The organism is Fibrobacter sp. UWB16 (assembly GCF_900215325.1).
Lineage (GTDB): Bacteria > Fibrobacterota > Fibrobacteria > Fibrobacterales > Fibrobacteraceae > Fibrobacter.
In genome coordinates, this window is record NZ_OCMS01000003.1 from 94,451 (window position 1) to 112,137 (window position 17,687).

A 17,687-nucleotide genomic window follows, 5' to 3' on the forward strand; every position below is an offset into this window, starting at 1 on the left:
GCCCTTGAACATTAGAGAGTGTATAGGAAATCTTTAGAACTGTTCGAAGAACTTGTGGACTTCTTCAGGAACCCATGTCTGTTCCCAGTTCCAGCCGACACCCATGTTACCGGTGTCATGAGCGGTCCACTGATGGTCACCCGGCCAGCTGCACCACTTGACCGGGAAGCGTTCGTCGACGTTCTTAAAGTCATAGCAGACGTGTCCGGTGTTGCCGTTCACTTCTTCAGGCTTTTCGGAGCTTGCGTCGGTGAAGTCGCCATTGGCGTCGGCCTTGCCGTTACGCTTGAGGATTCTCGGGAGGGCACTATTTTTGGCGCGGTTGTAATCGCATCTGCCGTCGTTTTTGCCGTGAACGTTCATCCAGGCGATCGGCAAGTTCTTCATGTTGTTGCCTTCGGGGAGCCAAATGTTGTAGTCAGCGACTGCGTAGGTGGCTGCAGCGCGGACGCGGCTCTGCATGTCTTGCATGAGTGAGTAGCTGAACATGGCGCCAAAGCTAAAGCCTGTAATGAACACGCGGCTTGTATCAATGCAGTAGTTGTCGTTCAAAGTCGTGAGTGTCTGTGCAAAGAAGTCATGATCGCCTTGGCCCTTGGTCCATACACCGCCAATAGCGTCGAGTGAAACGAAGATGTAGTCGCCGTTCTTGTCGAGCACCTGCTGGCCGTAGTACGGAGTCGGATGGTCGTAGTCTGCTTTGTGATGCACGAAGTCTTCACCTCGGCTACCGTAGCAGTGCAAGGCAAAGAGAACCTTGTGCGGTTTCTTGTTGTCGTAGTTCTTCGGCAAGGTGATAAAGTAATCGCGGGTGTCGTTACCGACCTTGATTTGGAACTGGTCGCCGTTTTCGACGCTCTTGACTTTTTTCAATGTGGAATTGGTGCCGCAGCCCTTACTCGGGGTCGGTGCGTTCTTCAAGGCGTAACCGAATTTGAACGTCGGTTCGGGAGGGATGGTCTTCGAAAGTTTCACGTCAACGGTCGTGTCGAGCGTTCCGAGCGGCACGGTGAGCGTGTCATAGCCTTCGAATGTAAAGCGGAGTGCTTCGTCCTTGGCGGCATCCTTCATGAGGGCGTTAGCCTGTGAGCCGAAGGAGCTGGTAAAACTTTCGTCCGTCGTGAACTTGAAATTCTGCTTGGCGTTACCGACAGAGACCTGTGCAAAGTAAGTACCGCGTGCGCTGAGTCCTTTGCTCAAGTCATACGTGCCGGAACCTTGCAATGTCTTTTTGAAAACCTGGTTGCCGAGCGAGTTGTAAATCTTTACCTGAACAGGCGAGGTGCTGCTCTGGGAGTAAGAGAGAATGCCTTTGTTTACGCTGATATAGCCAACGGCGTTTCTGAAGCTTGGGTTGATGCCCACTTCCTCTTCCTGGATGGTGAATTTACCCTTATCATCCGTCGAGGCTGTCTTGCCTTCTTTGAGCAGGTCTACCGTGACACCTTTGAGTGCCTTGCCGTCATTGTCAGAAACGGTTCCTGTGATTGTGTATGCCGATGCCATCCCGCACAAGGCAAAACACGCGGCCGTAAATAGATTGGGCGCTTTAATCATGTGTACTCCTTTTACCAAACTCCTAAGACACACCTCACTATAAACTAATCTAATTCCAGATGTGATGAATGTTACGCGTTTGCGCTCCATGTTTATGGATGAATTGTCTATAAAATGATTTTTACAAGTCCCGCTAAAGTTGGCGATGCCGAAGGGCCGGAATGCGCGGGCATGACAGAAAAAAGCGGCTCCTGGGGAGGAGCCGCTTTTGGGTAGAGAGTTGATTTATGAATATCGTTTGTGATTAGAACTGGCCGAAGAACTTGTTGACTTCTTCAGGAACCCAAGTGTTTTGCCATTGACCGTTGTCCGAAGCGGTCCACTGGTGGCCACCGCCCCAAGTGCAGAGCTTGACCGGGAATCGCGGGTCTACGCTCTTAAAGTCGTAACAGACGTGGGTGTTGCCACCGCTATACTTCGTTGCCTTTTCCTTGCCGCGAGCATCGGTGCCGTCCGGGCCGTTATTGGCGAGGATGCGGTCCACAGAGCTGTCGACACGGCTATAAGAGCAGAGGTTGTCCTGAGAACCGTGCACGTCCATCCAGGCAATCGGCTTGCCGGCATTCTTCGGGATGTAAATGTTCCAGTCTGCCACAGCGTAAACGGCGACAGCGCGGATGCGGTGCTGGAATACCTGGGCCAAAGAGTTGGTGACCATGGAACCGAAGCTGAAGCCCGTTACGAACACGCGAGAGGTATCGATGCAGTAGTTTTCTTCGAGTTTGGTGAGGAGTTCGTCAAAGAAGATGTGGTCCTTGTTATCGCCAGTGCGCCAGGGGCTTCCGTCCGTATCGCCACGCGGAGCGACAAAGATGAATTCATTGTTCTTGTCGAGATTCTGCTGGCCATAGTACGGAGACGGATGGTCGGCGTCCGGAGAATGGTTGGTGAAGTCTTCGGCGTTAGAGCCCATGCAGTGCATAGCGAAGAGAATCTTGTACGGCTTGGTGTTGTCGTAGTTCTTCGGGAGCGTAATCCAGAATTCACGATTCAGGCCAGCGCTTGTCATGTTGTACTTCTTGGCGTTGCTGTTCTGACCGGTCGACTGGAGTGTCGAATTTACGCCGCAGCCCTTACTCGGGGTCGGTGCGTTCTTCAAGGCGTAGCCGAATGCGTAGGTCTGTTCGTTAGAAACCTTCGTGAGCTTCACGTTGAGGTTTGTGTCAAGCGTGTTGAGTGCGATGGTGAGCGTGTCGTAGCCATCGAGGACAAAGCGGATGGCTTCGCCGGCTTGAGCATCCTTCATGAGGGCGCTTGCGTCTTTGGAACCGATCGAGCTCTCAAAGCTGCCGTCTGTCGTGAACTTGAATTTCTGCGTTGCAGAACCGACGGATACCTGTGCAAAATAGGTACCGCGAGCCTTGATTCCCTTGGTCAGGTCATAGGTGCCGGAGCCCTGCAGAGTCTTTTTGAAAACCTGGTTACCGAGCGAGTTGTAAATCTTCACCTGCACAGGAGAAGTACTGCTCTGGGAATAAGAAAGAATGCCGTTGTTGATGCCGATGTAGCCGACGGAATTTTTGTAGCTCTGGTTGAGCCCCGTTATTTCGTCTTCGTGAATGGTGAATTTACCCTGGTCGTCTGTCTTTGTAGTCTTGCCTTCCTTGAGCAAGCTGACATCGACGCCGTTAAGGACCTTACCCTGATCGTCGGAAACGGTTCCGCTAATCGTGTAGGCAAATGATGTGGTACATAAAGCCGCAACGCATGCTGCGGTAACGAACGAAAGACGTTTCGCTTTCATCGAACACTCCTTTTTGAAATCCAAAAATTTCTCTCTGGACCTCTTAACCCAATCTTAATTTATTTTCCAAAAAGAAAATAATCTCTTATGTAAATATATTGTTATGGACATTTTGTCAAGGACTTAAGGTTATTACATAATTTTGTAAGAAATTTGTAATTTTGATTATTCGACATAGCCTTGAATTCTAGTAACTAATGACTATTGACGAATAACTAAATTCTATATATACACCTATGAACCACATTGCAATTTTTATCGACGCAGAAAACTTGACCAACTGGGTCAAAAATAACGGTGTACAGTCGCTTATGGACGAACTTTTGCCGCTTGGGCAGATTGTCGTGCGCAAGGCTTATGGCAAATGGTCTACGCCGCAGCTGATCCCGTTGCAGTCCGCGCTCAATGAAAATGGCTTTGAACTTGTGCATACGTTCCATCCGGTGAGTGGCAAGAACTCGACGGACATCAAGATGACGGTCGATACGATGGAAGTGGCGCTCGATTCCCAGGTGCAGTGGATTGTGCTTGCCACGGGCGATTCTGACTTTTCGCCGCTTTTCCGCAAGCTGCGTGAACAGGGCAAGGAAGTGATTGGCGTGGGGCCCAAGTCCCCGCTGAGCGAATGCGTCAAGAATTCCTGCTCCCGCTACATTTACACAGACGATGCGACTGGTGCAGATGACGATTCCGGCGATGAAGTCGCCGATGCGAAGGAACGCGCAAACTTGATCGTTTCCGAGAAAATCGATTCCATGGAAATGCTCCGTAGCGTTTTGCAAAAAGAAGATGGCCCGATTGCACTTGCGGCGATCAAGCCCAAGATGCTAGGTATCGATAACGCGTTTAACGAAAAGCGTCTTGGCTTCAAGACGTTTAAGGATTTCGTGAAGTCTGCGGACTTTGTGCAAATGACGGATGTGGGTGGCGGTTCTTACATGGTGGCACTCGCCGAGCAGAAAGTCGCTGTCGAAGAAGATGCGCAGATGGTTTTGGCAAAGGCGCTCAAGCGTAAGGGCTGGGACATGTTCCCGCGCAACATGCTCAAGAAGATTTATGCCGAAGCTTGCGACCTTACTTCATTTGTTCCGATGAACAAGCAGGACCTGGTTCAGGAAATTGTTGCAAAGAATATTGCCGGTACGACGAGCAGCATTATCAACCGCGCGCTGAGCACGTTCTTCAAGGCGAAGCTTGTGACCATCAGCGGTGGTGATGACAAGCTCTGGACTGTCACCGAGACGAACCAGTACTGGAAAGAAATTGACAAGGCCATGCTCGACAGGCTCCGCGTGAGCCTCAAGGAAACCGGTCAAAAAGTCCCCAAGAAAGATATCGTCGCTATTTTGTACGGAAAGTACGCTGACGGCGAAGCCGAAAAGCTCGTATAAAAAGGAGATGCCCCATCAAGTGGGGCATGACACGTTTCTGCATCGCTCGGCTACGCTTCGTCGTTCTGAGTGCAACGAAGAACCCAGTTATATCTTGTTCTACATACCAGAAATGACTGGATTCTTCCGCCTTCGGCGTCAGAATGACGGTTGCGATAGTCTAATCCAGCTTTCCTTGATACAAATCCAGCAGGTTGCGGGCCAAGAGGCTTGTGTACTTGGCGTTCGTGAGCGTGGACTGTGCGCTTTCGAGGCGGTTCTTCTGCGTGAGGTAATCGGTGTACGTGAGGGCGCCTACGTTACGTTGTTCTTCGGCGACCTGCAAGGCTTCGTTTTCTGCTTCGACTTGGAGGATTGCTGCCTTCCACTGCATGTCGGCGCTGAGCGCGTTCAGGTAAAGCTTTTCGATGTTGTTTTCGAGCGTCTTTGCCTGTTCCTTCAAAGCGACCTGGCTTTCGGTTTCACTAATCTGTGCCTGCAAGACCTTGTTTTCGGTTGCGCCGCCATCGATAATCGGGATGTTGATGTTCAACGAAACGCTGTGCGAATAGCCGTTCTTGAGCTGGCTACCGTACTTTCTGGATTCCCAGGCTTGGAGGCCGGTGCTTGCGCTTGCGCCGAGCGATACCTTGATGGACTTGCCCTTGCCTGCAATTTCGGTATTCTTCTTTGCCACTTGGATCGCGAGGCTGTCAGACTTTAAACCTGGATTTGTTTCCGTGGCTGTAGCCTGGAGTGCATCGAGTGTCGGAATCGGCGTGAGGGCGTCCGGCGTCTGGATTTCGGATTCAGGCGCAGAGACTTCGAACGCTTCGCTTTCCGGGAGTTCCAAAAGCTGGCGGAGTGTTGTCTTTGCGGTATTCACGCTAAGCTGAGCGGCGAGCTGGGCTGCTTCTTTCTGGAGCACGTTTGCCTGCGACTGCGTTAAGTCCTTCTTGGTGATGGAGCCTGCTTCGAACAGCGTGTTGTAGTGCTCGAATTCGGCCTTGGCAAGTTCAACGGTCGCATCTGCTGTGTGCAACTTTTCGATTGCGGCGAGCAAGTTCATGTAGGCGTTCAAGACGCTTTCTTGCACGGAGCGTTCGGTTTCCTTTGTTGAAAGGCGCGTCGCTTCCTTGTTGATTTCATTTGCCTGGATGGAAAGTCTCGTAGAGCCGCCGTCCCAGAGTGTGTAAGAAGCGCTAAGGCCTGCATTCAAGCGGTAATGGTCTTGCGGACCGTCTCTGAACGGGGAATCGTAAAGGGTGTTGCCGATGCTGGCGGAAAGCGTGGGGTAGTTCCCGACTTTAGCCTGTTCGAGGCTCACATCTGCTTTCTGTTCGCGGAGCTTTGCGGATTCGAGCTTGAGGCTCTTTTCTTTGGCCTGCTTGAGGCATGCGCTTAAGGTCCAGGAACCATCAGCGAAAACGAGTGATGCTGACGCAAAAATACCGAGAACGATTGCTTTTCTGTAATTCATACCTTTTAGATGCCCCAGCTATATATTTTGGTTGCGTGATTTTTAAGATAGCAAATTTGTACAAACACAAAAAGGCTTCCTTGCGGAAGCCTTTTCGAATGGACGGTACTGGATTTGAACCAGTGACCTCTGCCGTGTGAAAGCAGCGCTCTAAACCAACTGAGCTAACCGTCCGAGGTGAGTGCAAATATAGAAAAGGATTTATTTGCTGTCAAGGGTTATAAGAACTTGTCTTCGGCAGCGCGGAGGATGCTGAGGAACTCTGCCGGGGTTTTGGAGGCGATGAGGTCCTTGCGAACGTTGCCGTCAGCGAGGAGGCGGCTCACGGAAGAGAGTGCCTTGAGGTGCGGGCCAACGGTATTGCCCGGGCTCACGATGAGGATGAGCAAATAAACCGGTTCACCGTCAAAGGACTGGAAGTCGAGGCCCTTTTCGATGGTGGCGGCGACCATGCACATACGGTCAACGTAGTCAATCTTGGCGTGGGGGACAGCAAGACCGCAACCGATACCCGTGGAACGGCTCTGTTCGCGCGTCCAGATGGCTTCGAAGATTTCATCGCGGTGGTCAAGTTTGTAGGCGCTGCAAAGAGTATCTACCAATTCGTTAAGAATGGCTTCCTTAGTTTCACTGGAAGAGTTAATCAAGATGCAATTATCTACAAATCTTTCAGAAAGTCGCATGTTTATTATGTTCCTTTTTGTGTATCTGTCAAACAATCATTTTAGAATAATTATTGCGATTTGGTAAGATTTATATCTAAAATATGTTTAAAAAAGAAGATAATTCTAGCTGTGAAGTGGTATTTTCGAGCCTGTCGATGGCTTTTCTCATGAGCGCGACGTCAATTTGGCCGGGGGCGGCCGCTTTTCCGATGGAACCGTAAGTGAGGTTTGCACCCTCCTTCAAAGACCAAATTCGGCTGATTTTTCCGGTTTCGCCCATGCCGAATGCGGCGATGAACTTGAACCCTTTGGCCCTTTTGGCGAACTTGTAGAGGCGCGTGCAGTCGTCTTCGGAGTTGCTCATGGCGGCGATTTTGATGCCGTCTGCCTTGACCCGTTTGACGTCGGTGAGGTAGTTCTTGAGTTCGAGGTCGCTCGGGATGCGGGTGAAGTTGTGCTCGGAAATGAGGATCTTCACGCCTTTCGGAGTTGCAATTTCGCGGAGCTTGTCGTAGTCGTGCAAGCAGTCGCGTTCGAGGTCCAGCCATTCCGGGACGTCCGATGCGTTAAGAATTTGTTCGAAAAGTTCGGGGCGCTCGATAGCGCGTGCGTCGGGGAATGTGCCGCCGTCACGCTTGAGTCGTATGGTGCCGAGCTGTATTGCCTTCGGGACGAGTTTGCGGATTCTTGCTGAAAGTCCTTGCCATTCGGATTCGTCAAAAAAGTCGTAACGGATTTCGAGGATATCGCAGCTTTCAAAGTCAATGCGTGCCGGGTGGAGTTCTTCGCTCTCGGCGGCGGTAAGCGTTTCGGGACTCACGAGCCCGACTAGGTATTTCTGAGAATCGATTGGCATGGCCTAAAATTTAGCAATTAGGAAATAGGAAGTAGGAGTTAGGAATTCTCATCGCGTCATGTTGAGTGGCGAAGCCACGAAACATCCAGTAAAGTCTCGTATTGAACGGAATATGACTGGATCCTTCGTCGCAAGCTCCTCAGGATGACAACTTTAGAATGACGATGTTGAAATCTTGTAACTAACTTCTGCCTCTAAAACACTGTCTACTTCCTACTTCCTACTGCTTACTGCTAATTGCGAATTTTCTACATTATAGTGGAACAAAAGGATTATTTATGGCAGATTGTAACGAAAACAAAGAAAAGCAGACCCCGGACATGCTCAAGAAGGCGGAAGAATACCTCGCCTCCAAGCGCAGAATTTTCTTGTGGGGTGGTGTCGATGACGAAAGTGCCGAACGCATTGTGAAGCAGCTCCTGTACCTGGATTCCCTGAATCACGAAGACATTATTTTCTTCATCAACAGCCCGGGTGGCGTGATTTCTAGTGGCCTTGCCATTTACGACTGCATGAACGCAATCCAGAGCGATGTTGTGACTGTTTGCTGTGGACAGGCTGCCTCGATGGGTGCCGTGCTCCTCACCGCCGGTGCAAAGGGCAAGCGTTGTGCATGGCCGAACGCTCGCATCATGATCCACCAGCCGCTCATTCACGGCGAGATTGTGGCTCCTGCAAGCGATATCCAGATCCAGGCCGAAGAAATGCTACGCATCCGTGGCATCACGGGCAAGATTCTTGCTGAAACTTCTGGACACACGATTGAACAGATTGACCGCGATACCGAACGCGACAACTTTATGTCTGCCGAAGAGGCTAAGTCTTACGGTCTCGTGGATAAAGTCGAGAGTATTATCTAATGGGTTTATTTTCTGCAATTAAGAGTGGCCTTGCCAAGACCCGCGACGCTCTCCTTGGGGAGTTGAAGGGTATTGTCGGTGCCGGTAAGATTACGGACGAGACGCTCGAAGAACTTGAAGAGCATCTCATCAAGGCTGATGTCGGTGTCGAAGCTGCATTCCTTTTGACGGATGCACTCCGCGAAAATGCTTTGGGCAAGTCGCTTACGACAGAGCAGGTGCTCGACATCATGCGTAATGAAGCGGAACGCTTGCTCAAGGATCCGCCTCCGTTTGAACTCAAGGGCAAGCCGCATGTGGTGCTCGTGATTGGTGTGAACGGTGCAGGCAAGACGACGACAATCGGTAAGCTTGCAGCCCGCCTCAAGAACGAAGGCAAGAAGGTGATGATTGCCGCTTGCGATACGTTCCGTGCTGCTGCTATTGATCAGCTTGAAACATGGGCCGAACGTTCGGGTGCTGAATTCGTGAAGCATCAGGAAGGTTCTGACCCGGCTGCTGTGGCATACGACGCTTGCAGTGCCGCTGTTGCTCGCGGTTGCGATGTTGTCTTGATCGATACCGCTGGCCGTTTGCACAACAAAGACTACTTGATGGAAGAACTCAAGAAGATTGTCCGTGTCATCAAGAAGGTGAGCCCGGACATGCCGCACGACATGTGGCTTGTGATTGACGGCAACACCGGACAGAACACCATCAACCAGACGAAGATTTTCAATCAGAGCTTCCCCTTGACCGGTCTTGTGGTGACAAAGCTCGATGGAACCGCGCGAGGTGGCTCCGTGCTCTCGATTGCAAGTTCGTTGCAAATCCCGATCCGCTGGGTTGGCATGGGCGAACGCATCGATCAGCTCGTAGAATTCAACAAGCGCGACTACGTTGACGGTCTTTTTGAAAACGCTCTAGAAAACAGGGAGTAGTCTATTGCTCTCGAAGGTACGCTCATTTCTATCGAGCCTTTGGGGCTTTCTTGATTCGACACTGACATGGGTTGCCGTGTTTGTTGTCGTAATCGCTGTGGTGTTTTTCTTCTTTTCGAAAACGCCCCCGAAGACCGATGAACGCTTAGTTGCTGCGTTTGTAGAAATGCGTGCTGCCGAACAGCTCTATGGGGGTGAAACTCCTACAGGGCGTCTTGCTCGTCGAGAAATCCTGAACAAGTATGGCTATACCCGTGATGAATTTATCAAGGCTTGCGACAAAGTCCTTGACGACGGGAATAGCTGGGTGCCCTTCCAGATGGCTGTCTCTGATAGAGTAGATTCGTTGCTTGGAATTCCAAAAGTGGTTCCAGTGCAAAAGAAGGGGAAAAAATGATGAGAGCGTGTTTATGGGTTGTTTTGGTACTAAGCCTTGCGCTTTCTGCATTTGCGGCTCCTCCGCCGAAGCCCAAGCTTGTACACTGGATGAACTACACCGAGGCGTTGGAAAAGGCTAAAGGTTCGAGCAAACTTATTTTTGTGGACCTTTATGCGGACTGGTGCGTTCCTTGCCGCATCATGGATGCAAATACTTATACGGATCCGACTGTTGCATCGCTTTTGAATACGCGGTTTTTCCCGGTGAAGCTGGATGCGGATTCCCAAGATACGATTGTTTGCGATGGTAAACGCAAGACGGTACAGCGCTGCTATTTCGATGTGTGGGAATTGAACGTTTTACCTGCTATGGTTCTGATTGCTCCGAACGGACTTTCGATTTTGACGATAAAGGATTCATTTACTGCTGAAGAAATGAAGTATTTGCTTTATCAAATTCTCGAGAAAGAAAAGGAATGGATTTCTAAATGAGTGAAAATGTTCTCTTTTATGCTCAGATTGCATTCTGGGTTCTTTTGTTCTTGATTGTTCATTGCTATTTGCTTTTCCCGATGACGCTCCCGTTCGTGAGTGAAATCTTCAAGCGTAAAAAGAAAAAGGCGGAAGGCATCCCGGAGCTCCCGACCGTGTCTATCTTGATTTCGGCATACAATGAAGAAGCCGTGATTGAACGCAAGATCCATAACATTCTTGAAATCGATTATCCCAAGGAAAAGCTTGAAGTCTTGATTGGCGATGATGGCTCTGCAGACAAGACGGCAGAAATTATTGCACGCTATGCCGATCAGGGGATTACTTTGGTCAAGGCTCCGAAGAATGCGGGCAAGGCGGCAATGCTGAACCGCTTGCAGAAAATCGCAAAGAACGACATTCTGCTGTTCTGCGATGCGAATACGATGTTCTTCCCGAATGTGGTGCGTAAGCTTGTGGACCCGTTCAAGGACAAGAAGATCGGTTGCGCTTGCGGTCACTTGATTCTTTCGGACAAGAGCGGAAGCGTACTTGGCAAGGGCGAAAGCTCTTACTGGGATCTGGAAAGTGAAATCAAAAAGTTCGAAGGCGTGCTCGATCGCTTGATAGGTGGCAACGGTGCGCTTTATGCCATTCGCCGTGAACTTTATACGGAACTTCCGGTCAAGAAGAGCGTCATGGACGACTTCTTTGTGACAACGAAGATTTTGCAGAAGGGCTATTTCTGCACGTTTGTGGATAGTGCCATTGGTACGGAGCAGACCTCCAAGGAATCAAGCGGTGAATACAGGCGCAAGGTGCGCATTGGCCGTGCAAACTTCAACTATTTGTTCTCTTACTTGCCGCTGTTGAATCCGTTCCGCCCGCTGCTGGCTTACTTGTTCTTCTCGCATAAGATTGTGCGCTGGTTCTCGCCGCATATCATCATTCTTTTGTACGTGACAAACGCATTGCTTTTGACGAAGGGCTTGTTCTATCAGGTGACTTTTGGATGCATGACGCTTGCGTTCCTTGTTGCAGTGACAAAGCTTTTGCCAAGTGCCTATTACTTCTTGCTCATGAACCTCGCCATGCTCAAGGGATTCTTCCTTGCGTTTAAGCGTGAACGCAGTGGCGGCTGGGCCCGCGAAGCCCGCAGCGACGAGTAGTATCAGACGAAAGACCGCTACGCTGGTAGACGAGAGACGAAAGTATTGTGTCATCCTGAGCGAAGTGTAACGGAGTCGAAGGATCCAGTGATGTCTTGTTTCGTAGTGTCATCCTGGGGCCTTTCGCTCGCGTCATCCTGAACGCGAAGCGTGAAGGATCCAGTAACGTCTCGTATCGCGTTGTCATCCCGCACTTGTTGCGGAATCACCATCTCGTAAGTGAATAGAAATTATATATTAGAGTGTCGAGATATGAAGAAAATTTTGATAACATTACTTTTCGCGCTTGCGTTTGTCGCTACTCCGGCGAGCGCTTTCACAATGGATGCTCAGGGCGGCTTTTGCAATCGCGTGAGCAGCATGGGCGATTTCAACATGAGTTTCTATGGCCATCTGTGGTATCCCATTGACCAGATGGTTTTTGCAGGCCTCGGCGTCGGTTATGAGGAACTCGACAACGTTGGGTATGTTCCCGTTTCTGGAAGCCTCTGGGTGCGTCTCCCGATTGGTCGTACTGTGTTGCCGATTGCTACAGGTGATTTCGGCTACATGTTCGGCAAGGACAATCAGATGTTCTGGCGCGCTGGCGGCGGACTCGACATCAAGAATGGTGACCGCACATCAATCATCGTTTCGACGGGTTACCAGTTCTTGAACCACTCCGGCGAAGGCTACTGGTACTTGCAAGCCGGCATTCTCATCGAGATGTAAATTTGTTTTAAATAATACTTGTTTTTTTTCAATAATTATGCCGCATTTGCGGCATCTCTTTTTTCTTCGTCATCCTGAACCCGTAGGGTGAAGACAACCTCAAAAGGCGAGTGTTGCAGCCATGCTTGCATGGATATAACCGAGCCTAAGAGGTTGGGGCCTGCCCCATCCAGTCAAATCTAGTTATCGCATATAACACTTTTATATATAAATTTACATTGGAAAATTTTAAACGTAGGAAAATCTCTTATGGAAAATAAAATGAACAAGTTCGGATTGAAAAGACTGCTCGCTGTTTTGGCGGTTGCCTTCGCATGCGTATGCATGTGGGGATGTTCGGACGATGTATCGTTTGAGTGGGAAAGGACTCGGCGGAATGCTAAGGTTATCGGATTTGTCGATGACTCGTTGGTGATGGTGGGCGATTATCGTTTTTGGTTGGAAGTCACGGAGTCTTGGAACGGGGAACACCTAGAGGAATCTGGAGCTGGAAACCCGCGTTTGTGTGTTTACAATTACCGAGTACAGGAAGAAGGGCCGAGATGGTGCGATTCTGTTGCGGAACGAAATAATTCGGGATGGTTTGGTGGACAATTGACAGATTCGATTATTTGGGGTGGCGATTTTACTGCTAAAATGAGAATGTGGAAAATTGGAGAACGGCCACATGAAATAGCTTTAGCGAGAAGGGTAGAGGATGGGTGTTCCGGTAAATTTAAAATAACCTCCATAAAACAGTGGCTTAATGGAACTTTTATTGCAAGAGGTGATAAATCGTTGAATGTAGAAGGTGATGGTTGCCAGTATGCTGTGTTGGATACGATGACAAGAACGTTAATGTTTAAACGTTTGGATGAACGTTTGAAATGGATTAAAGATTGTGACGATGTGAGGGCGTGGGGTGATGATGTGTATTGCATAATCTTGGATGATGAAGAGGGAAATAGTTTCGTTTTAAAAAACGAAAAAGATACGATTCCAACACCTCGAAAATTTGCAATTGGAGGTTTTTGGGGTGATATGATTAAAATGAGCGGAAACATTTGTAGCATGAATAGTGATGAAATTATCTGTTCCGATGTAATATGGTATGGTAATGAGTTGAGGTTTTATCAAAATGATAAATGTGTTGCGGAGTATTGATGGTGGCTGATTGTATGAAAAGATTTTTTCTTTTAGTGGTTATCTTTTCCATCACATGTTGGGCTGTTCCCAAGCCTATGGAAACGGTCGAAAAATATAATATTGTGTTAGTTCATGGTGCGTATCAAGCTGATAAGGGTATATAAAGCAAAAAAGCGGACTTTCGTCCGCCTTTGTTGTAGTTGTATCTTGCAGTTTATTAATCACGAGATTTAACTGGATCCTTCCGCCTTTTGCGTCAGGATGACGAAGTAGTCATTACCCCTTCGCGATCATTTCCATGAGTTCAGAGTCGAGGCGTTCGGGATTGTTGTACTGCGGTAAATCGTTGTGCAGCGATTCGCCTTTTGAAACGAGACCGAAGTCCAGATTCTTGTAGTTCCAGTAGCTGTAACCCACGTCGGCGTCGCGGAGGATGTCGAGGAAGTCGCGCATCCAGGCGAGCTGATACTTGCGGGGTACTTGTACGTAAACGCCGAACTCGTTGCAGCTTACGGGCAAGTCGTACTTGGCGCGGAAATCAAGAGCGTTCTGGATGCTGGCCTGCAACTGGGCCTTGTCCCACTTGCCATATTCCACATTCAAACGTGTCGTGCCGCCTGCTTCGGGGGCGGCGTAGTCGCCCGGCCACGGGCGTTCAATCTTGAAGAACGGATCGTCGATCCATGCGGCGCCCTGGTGCGTAAATGTCACCGGCGTGTAGGTGTGGAAACTGTAGATGGCATTGTCGTCATCGAGCGGTGTGAGGAATTCGAATTCCCTAGCACTGTTCCACTTGTTCGCGCCAACGACAATCGTGTTCTTCGGGGCGTGCTTGCGGATTTCCCAGAAAATTTCGTCCTTGACTTTGTCCCAAACCTTGGAATCACTTGCGGCCGGTTCATTCAAAAGTTCCATCATCACGCGCGGCATGGAACTGTAGCGTTCAGCCATGAATGCCCAGATCTTGCGCGTGTCCTTGCGGGCGTTCGCATCGGCAAAGAAAGCTTGTTCGTGGTTGCTGGCGAGGTGGAAATCGTGACCCGGGCACTTGTGAAGGTCGAGAATCACGTCCAGATCTGCATCCTGGATGTCCTTGAGCGCCTTGTCCAGGAGCGCAAAGATTTCTTCGTCCGGCTTGAGGTCGTCGCCTTTAAATAAATTAAAGTAGTCAACTGGCAAGCGAACGTGGTTGAACCCCGCATCGTGGATGCGCTTGAAATCGCTTGTTCCAAGGAACGTCTTGATGTGACCTACGACCCCCGGAAAACCGACAGGATCCTTTTCTTCGATGCAGTCTACCTGACTGAACCATCCGCCCAAATTCACTCCGCGCAATCTTTCTTTCTTCATGCGTGCCATCCCATACTTTGGCTGCCGGGGCAGCCGGTTGAATGAATAGGTTATTCGTTTACGATGTTCAAATCTTCGTCGGCGATGTTTAGGTCCATGATGACTTCCATATCGTCGGGAAGGTTATAAAAATCTACAACCAGGCCCACCTTCTTGTCTTCGTCTTTTTGCTTGTCGAACTGGACGACGTCGTAAATTTTCATTTTGACGACAGCTTCCTGCGTCACAGGAATTTCGATGGTCATGCCCTTGCTGATCGGGCCTTCTACAATCTTGCCCTTGAAAACCAGACTGGTCTGGTCTTCGCCGAGCGAGGTCTTCTTCACGTGAAATACAGCCATTATTAAGCCATTAACTTTTTGAATTAATCGGTTTGTTTTGACGTGGCATACAATTTCGCCACACATAAAAATTTAACTTTTTTACATGACTCTCCGTGTTGGTCGAATCCCTTTTTTGGTCTGTGCGCCGTTTTTCTTCAATTCTGTCGGGCGCGAGAATGAATTTCCCGATGTAGCCTTTGTCGATGGCCCGCCGAGTGCCCATAGTGCAGGCCTCAAGGATGGCTCTATCCACCTGTCTCCGGCGTCTTCGATTACGTTTGCGCAAAAGCCGGGCGCCTTTGTGCTCTCGCCTGTGCTTTGCACGTCGTGCTCCTTTGAGGTGCGGTCGGTCAAGCTGTTTTCACGTTACCCGATTGAGGAACTTTCGGGCAAAAAAATTCGCATGACATCGCAGAGCAAGACTTCTGTTACGTTATTGCGGATTCTCCTTGAAAATCGATATGCTCTTCGTCCGGAATATGTGCCGGGGCTTGCGGCTGAGTCGACTGACGATGCTTGCCTTTTGATTGGCGACTTGGCGCTTGAAGAAAATGAACGCCACCGCTTTGCATATAGTTATGATCTGGGAACTCTCTGGCAGGAATGGCAAGGATTACCTTTTGTGTTTGGTGCATGGCTGATTTCGAAGGATGCTCTGTCGACTCGCTTGCGCCCTGTTCTCGATGATTACATGTTGCGCTTGGAAACAAGCATTCGCGAGTTCCGTAAAAATCCGTCGCAAGCGCTGGACGTGTGGCTTGCGAAGTACCCGGTGAATTTGCCGCGCCCTCTTATCGAAGATTACTTTAGTGTGCTCGATTACCATTTTACTAATGAACGTAAACAATCGCTTACGTTGTTTTTCAAATTGGCCGCTCAAATGGGGTTAGTTGATTCCGCTCCGCCGATAGAGTTCCTCGAGTAATTTTATTTTATAGCGGTTGGAATGAGTGTTGGGATGGTAAGGAGAACAAAATGGTAGAGGAAAAAATTCTTATCGTCGACGATGATGATGTTGAATTAAAAAGAGACTCGGATATTCTGAAAGCGGTTGGGTACGAAGTTATCGGCTGCAAATCCGGTGCCGAAGCATTGGAGTACCTGAACAACAATCCCGTGGAGCTTGTGGTGCTTGACGTCAATATGCCAAACATGAATGGTTTCGACGTCTGCCTGAATATCCGCAAGCAGTTCCCGCTAGATGACTTGCCGATTATATTCCTCACGAATCAGGAAAATGAAGCTAGCGTTACGCAAGGATTTCAGTCGGGAGCTTCTGATTTTGTCTGCAAGTCTGCTGCGCCTGATATTCTGCTTGCTAGAATCGGTGTGCATCTGCGCTTGGCTCGTTCGCTGCGCAACTTGCGCGAAATCTCTTTGACGGACGACTTGACGGGCGCCTACAACCGCAGGCATGCCATCTGCTCGCTGCGAGAATTGTTTGCCCGTAGCAAACGCTATGGCACGAATTTTTCGATTATCTATTTTGACCTGAACGGACTCAAGAAAATCAATGACCAGCATGGGCATTTGGCTGGAGACTTGTTGCTCCGTTCTGTCGTGAACGTTTGCAATAAGTTGCTTCGCGAATCGGATATGCTGTTCCGCATGGGTGGTGATGAATTCATGGTCATTTGCCCGGATACCGATTTGAAGGGTGCGTTTGTCTGTGCCGAGAGAATGCAGGCTGCGGTAAAGTCTCTTACGATTGTAGACCAGACGGTCGCCTTTGCGTATGGCACGGCGAGCTCTACCGAAGACTACAAGGACATGGACGAGATGCTCCGCAGTGTCGATGCTTCCATGTACGACTGCAAACGCAAAATGCGCGCCGAACGCAGTTAGTAACTGGTTATTAGTTAATAGTTACTAGTTTAAAGTATGGCGGCAAAGCCGCAAAAAAGAGAAGCCGCGGAAATTTCCGCGGCGTTTTCGCTTTTTTCGCAATTGTCACCCCGGACTAGTTCCGGGGTCGCCATTCTTTTACGCAATCGTAGCCTTGACTGCAGCCAGCAGTTTCTGCATCCTTGCTTCGATGGTAGCCCAGTCGCCAGCCTTCATCAGTTCTGCATTGAAGATGCTCCCGCCAAAAGAAAGCAAGTTCGCGCTAGCCTTGAGGTAGCTTGCTGCATTCTCTGCATTCACGCCACCGCATGCCATCAACGGAATGTCGCGGAACGGACCGCGCAGAGCCTTGATGTATTCCGGACCGCCCACGCAGTTCACCGGGAAAATCTTGATGGCAGTTGCGCCAAGGTCGTAAGCCTTCTGCACTTCGGTCGGAGTGAGGGCTCCCGGGATAATCGGGATGCCTGCGGTATTCGAAAGTCGAATGACTTCGTGACGCGTATTTGGCGTAACGATGAATTCGGCACCTGCAGAAATCGCCTTTTCCACATCGCTCCCGTGACGGACGGTACCTGCGCCGACCTTGATTCCAAGTGGCTTTGCAATGGACTTGAGCTTTGCGATAATTTCGGTTGCTGCTGCGGTGTTCATCGTGACCTCAATCGCCTTGAGCCCGCACTTTGCAGACGCATTCACGCACGCTTCTTCGGCGCCCTGAGGAATGTCGCGGAGAATGCCCACGACCGGCATCGGTTGTAAAAATTCAAGGAAATTCATGACTTTAAAATAGCTTCTGAATAGGGAATGTGACAAGAAAAAATGAAAAAAAGCCGACTATGGTGAGTCGGCTTTTGTACGAA

At 49.6% G+C, this 17,687-nt stretch carries 19 protein-coding genes and 1 tRNA gene; 11 read left to right on the plus strand and 9 right to left on the minus strand.

What is annotated here, in order from left to right; all coding sequences use genetic code 11:
- Positions 1 to 33 precede the first annotated feature (33 nt).
- On the minus strand, positions 34 to 1,557 hold the full coding sequence (locus tag CRN95_RS10265) for a T9SS type A sorting domain-containing protein (RefSeq protein ID WP_097020815.1): 1,524 nt from the start codon (positions 1,555 to 1,557) through the stop codon (positions 34 to 36).
- Between the two features lie 244 nt (positions 1,558 to 1,801).
- Positions 1,802 to 3,301 carry a T9SS type A sorting domain-containing protein gene (locus CRN95_RS10270; protein ID WP_097020816.1) on the minus strand — a complete coding sequence of 500 codons (1,500 nt, stop codon included), beginning with the start codon at positions 3,299 to 3,301 and terminating at the stop codon, positions 1,802 to 1,804.
- Between the two features lie 236 nt (positions 3,302 to 3,537).
- On the opposite strand from CRN95_RS10270, the gene CRN95_RS10275 reads away from it, so the two are divergent.
- The gene (locus CRN95_RS10275) at positions 3,538 to 4,692 is read left to right on the plus strand and encodes an NYN domain-containing protein (RefSeq protein ID WP_088630954.1); all 1,155 of its coding nucleotides are present in this window, start codon (positions 3,538 to 3,540) and stop codon (positions 4,690 to 4,692) included.
- Between the two features lie 160 nt (positions 4,693 to 4,852).
- On the opposite strand, the gene CRN95_RS10280 is transcribed toward CRN95_RS10275, so the two are convergent.
- From CRN95_RS10280 to CRN95_RS10295, 4 genes are all read right to left on the minus strand, one after another.
- Complete coding sequence (locus tag CRN95_RS10280; RefSeq protein ID WP_097020817.1) at positions 4,853 to 6,151, minus strand: TolC family protein; 1,299 nt, start codon at positions 6,149 to 6,151, stop codon at positions 4,853 to 4,855.
- 99 nt (positions 6,152 to 6,250) lie between these two features.
- Positions 6,251 to 6,325: transfer RNA gene (locus CRN95_RS10285), tRNA-Val, on the minus strand.
- Between the two features lie 44 nt (positions 6,326 to 6,369).
- Positions 6,370 to 6,834, minus strand: coding sequence for a PTS sugar transporter subunit IIA (locus CRN95_RS10290; RefSeq protein ID WP_088630952.1), 465 nt, complete (start codon positions 6,832 to 6,834; stop codon positions 6,370 to 6,372).
- Between the two features lie 76 nt (positions 6,835 to 6,910).
- The gene (locus CRN95_RS10295; RefSeq protein ID WP_097020818.1) at positions 6,911 to 7,672 is read right to left on the minus strand and encodes a type I 3-dehydroquinate dehydratase; all 762 of its coding nucleotides are present in this window, start codon (positions 7,670 to 7,672) and stop codon (positions 6,911 to 6,913) included.
- 278 nt (positions 7,673 to 7,950) lie between these two features.
- Here CRN95_RS10295 and CRN95_RS10300 point away from each other — a divergent pair, with 278 nt between their 5' ends.
- From CRN95_RS10300 to CRN95_RS10330, 8 genes are all read left to right on the plus strand, one after another.
- Positions 7,951 to 8,532, plus strand: a complete 582-nt coding sequence (locus CRN95_RS10300; protein ID WP_085492104.1) for an ATP-dependent Clp protease proteolytic subunit — start codon at positions 7,951 to 7,953, stop codon at positions 8,530 to 8,532.
- Entirely contained in the window at positions 8,532 to 9,452 is a 921-nt protein-coding gene (gene ftsY / locus CRN95_RS10305) for a signal recognition particle-docking protein FtsY (protein WP_085492103.1), read from the plus strand. Before CRN95_RS10300 ends, ftsY begins: the two co-directional genes overlap by 1 nt.
- 76 nt (positions 9,453 to 9,528) lie before the next feature.
- Complete coding sequence (locus CRN95_RS10310; RefSeq protein WP_235002987.1) at positions 9,529 to 9,849, plus strand: hypothetical protein; 321 nt, start codon at positions 9,529 to 9,531, stop codon at positions 9,847 to 9,849.
- Positions 9,846 to 10,322: a DUF255 domain-containing protein gene (locus CRN95_RS10315; protein ID WP_088630949.1), complete on the plus strand. Its 477-nt coding sequence runs from the start codon at positions 9,846 to 9,848 to the stop codon at positions 10,320 to 10,322. The genes CRN95_RS10310 and CRN95_RS10315 overlap by 4 nt, the downstream gene beginning before the upstream one ends.
- Positions 10,319 to 11,470 (plus strand): glycosyltransferase family 2 protein, encoded by a 1,152-nt coding sequence (locus CRN95_RS10320; protein WP_097020819.1) that lies wholly within the window; start codon positions 10,319 to 10,321, stop codon positions 11,468 to 11,470. Before CRN95_RS10315 ends, CRN95_RS10320 begins: the two co-directional genes overlap by 4 nt.
- 95 nt (positions 11,471 to 11,565) lie before the next feature.
- Complete coding sequence (locus CRN95_RS15090) at positions 11,566 to 11,697, plus strand: hypothetical protein (protein WP_255405856.1); 132 nt, start codon at positions 11,566 to 11,568, stop codon at positions 11,695 to 11,697.
- Between the two features lie 25 nt (positions 11,698 to 11,722).
- Positions 11,723 to 12,181, plus strand: coding sequence for a hypothetical protein (locus CRN95_RS10325; RefSeq protein WP_088630946.1), 459 nt, complete (start codon positions 11,723 to 11,725; stop codon positions 12,179 to 12,181).
- Between the two features lie 249 nt (positions 12,182 to 12,430).
- Positions 12,431 to 13,324, plus strand: a complete 894-nt coding sequence (locus CRN95_RS10330) for a hypothetical protein (RefSeq protein WP_088630945.1) — start codon at positions 12,431 to 12,433, stop codon at positions 13,322 to 13,324.
- 258 nt (positions 13,325 to 13,582) lie between these two features.
- Here CRN95_RS10330 and CRN95_RS10335 read toward each other — a convergent pair whose 3' ends face one another.
- Together CRN95_RS10335 and CRN95_RS10340 are read right to left on the minus strand one after the other, a co-directional pair.
- Positions 13,583 to 14,656, minus strand: a complete 1,074-nt coding sequence (locus CRN95_RS10335) for a glycoside hydrolase family 5 protein (RefSeq protein ID WP_088630944.1) — start codon at positions 14,654 to 14,656, stop codon at positions 13,583 to 13,585.
- Positions 14,657 to 14,706: 50 nt separating this feature from the next.
- Positions 14,707 to 14,997 carry a hypothetical protein gene (locus tag CRN95_RS10340; RefSeq protein ID WP_015732053.1) on the minus strand — a complete coding sequence of 97 codons (291 nt, stop codon included), beginning with the start codon at positions 14,995 to 14,997 and terminating at the stop codon, positions 14,707 to 14,709.
- 85 nt (positions 14,998 to 15,082) lie between these two features.
- Between CRN95_RS10340 and CRN95_RS10345 the strand changes: the two genes are divergently transcribed.
- Complete coding sequence (locus tag CRN95_RS10345; protein ID WP_088630943.1) at positions 15,083 to 15,904, plus strand: menaquinone biosynthetic enzyme MqnA/MqnD family protein; 822 nt, start codon at positions 15,083 to 15,085, stop codon at positions 15,902 to 15,904.
- A gap of 50 nt (positions 15,905 to 15,954) precedes the next feature.
- Entirely contained in the window at positions 15,955 to 16,824 is an 870-nt protein-coding gene (locus CRN95_RS10350) for a diguanylate cyclase (RefSeq protein ID WP_088630942.1), read from the plus strand.
- A 138-nt stretch (positions 16,825 to 16,962) separates the two neighbouring features.
- Here the strand turns inward: CRN95_RS10350 and CRN95_RS10355 are convergent, their stop codons facing one another.
- Entirely contained in the window at positions 16,963 to 17,604 is a 642-nt protein-coding gene (locus CRN95_RS10355) for a bifunctional 4-hydroxy-2-oxoglutarate aldolase/2-dehydro-3-deoxy-phosphogluconate aldolase (RefSeq protein WP_088630941.1), read from the minus strand.
- Between the last annotated feature and the right edge of the window lie 83 nt (positions 17,605 to 17,687).

Excerpts from the sequence above, each read along its gene's own strand:
- CRN95_RS10265 (WP_097020815.1), bottom strand. The coding sequence starts at position 1,557 with ATGATTAAAGCGCCCAATCTATTTACGGCCGCGTGTTTTGCCTTGTGC.
- CRN95_RS10270 (WP_097020816.1), bottom strand. The coding sequence starts at position 3,301 with ATGAAAGCGAAACGTCTTTCGTTCGTTACCGCAGCATGCGTTGCGGCT.
- CRN95_RS10275 (WP_088630954.1), top strand. The coding sequence starts at position 3,538 with ATGAACCACATTGCAATTTTTATCGACGCAGAAAACTTGACCAACTGG.
- CRN95_RS10280 (WP_097020817.1), bottom strand. The coding sequence starts at position 6,151 with ATGAATTACAGAAAAGCAATCGTTCTCGGTATTTTTGCGTCAGCATCA.
- CRN95_RS10290 (WP_088630952.1), bottom strand. The coding sequence starts at position 6,834 with ATGCGACTTTCTGAAAGATTTGTAGATAATTGCATCTTGATTAACTCT.
- CRN95_RS10295 (WP_097020818.1), bottom strand. The coding sequence starts at position 7,672 with ATGCCAATCGATTCTCAGAAATACCTAGTCGGGCTCGTGAGTCCCGAA.
- CRN95_RS10300 (WP_085492104.1), top strand. The coding sequence starts at position 7,951 with ATGGCAGATTGTAACGAAAACAAAGAAAAGCAGACCCCGGACATGCTC.
- ftsY (WP_085492103.1), top strand. The coding sequence starts at position 8,532 with ATGGGTTTATTTTCTGCAATTAAGAGTGGCCTTGCCAAGACCCGCGAC.
- CRN95_RS10315 (WP_088630949.1), top strand. The coding sequence starts at position 9,846 with ATGATGAGAGCGTGTTTATGGGTTGTTTTGGTACTAAGCCTTGCGCTT.
- CRN95_RS10320 (WP_097020819.1), top strand. The coding sequence starts at position 10,319 with ATGAGTGAAAATGTTCTCTTTTATGCTCAGATTGCATTCTGGGTTCTT.
- CRN95_RS10325 (WP_088630946.1), top strand. The coding sequence starts at position 11,723 with ATGAAGAAAATTTTGATAACATTACTTTTCGCGCTTGCGTTTGTCGCT.
- CRN95_RS10330 (WP_088630945.1), top strand. The coding sequence starts at position 12,431 with ATGGAAAATAAAATGAACAAGTTCGGATTGAAAAGACTGCTCGCTGTT.
- CRN95_RS10335 (WP_088630944.1), bottom strand. The coding sequence starts at position 14,656 with ATGAAGAAAGAAAGATTGCGCGGAGTGAATTTGGGCGGATGGTTCAGT.
- CRN95_RS10340 (WP_015732053.1), bottom strand. The coding sequence starts at position 14,997 with ATGGCTGTATTTCACGTGAAGAAGACCTCGCTCGGCGAAGACCAGACC.
- CRN95_RS10345 (WP_088630943.1), top strand. The coding sequence starts at position 15,083 with ATGACTCTCCGTGTTGGTCGAATCCCTTTTTTGGTCTGTGCGCCGTTT.
- CRN95_RS10350 (WP_088630942.1), top strand. The coding sequence starts at position 15,955 with ATGGTAGAGGAAAAAATTCTTATCGTCGACGATGATGATGTTGAATTA.
- CRN95_RS10355 (WP_088630941.1), bottom strand. The coding sequence starts at position 17,604 with ATGAATTTCCTTGAATTTTTACAACCGATGCCGGTCGTGGGCATTCTC.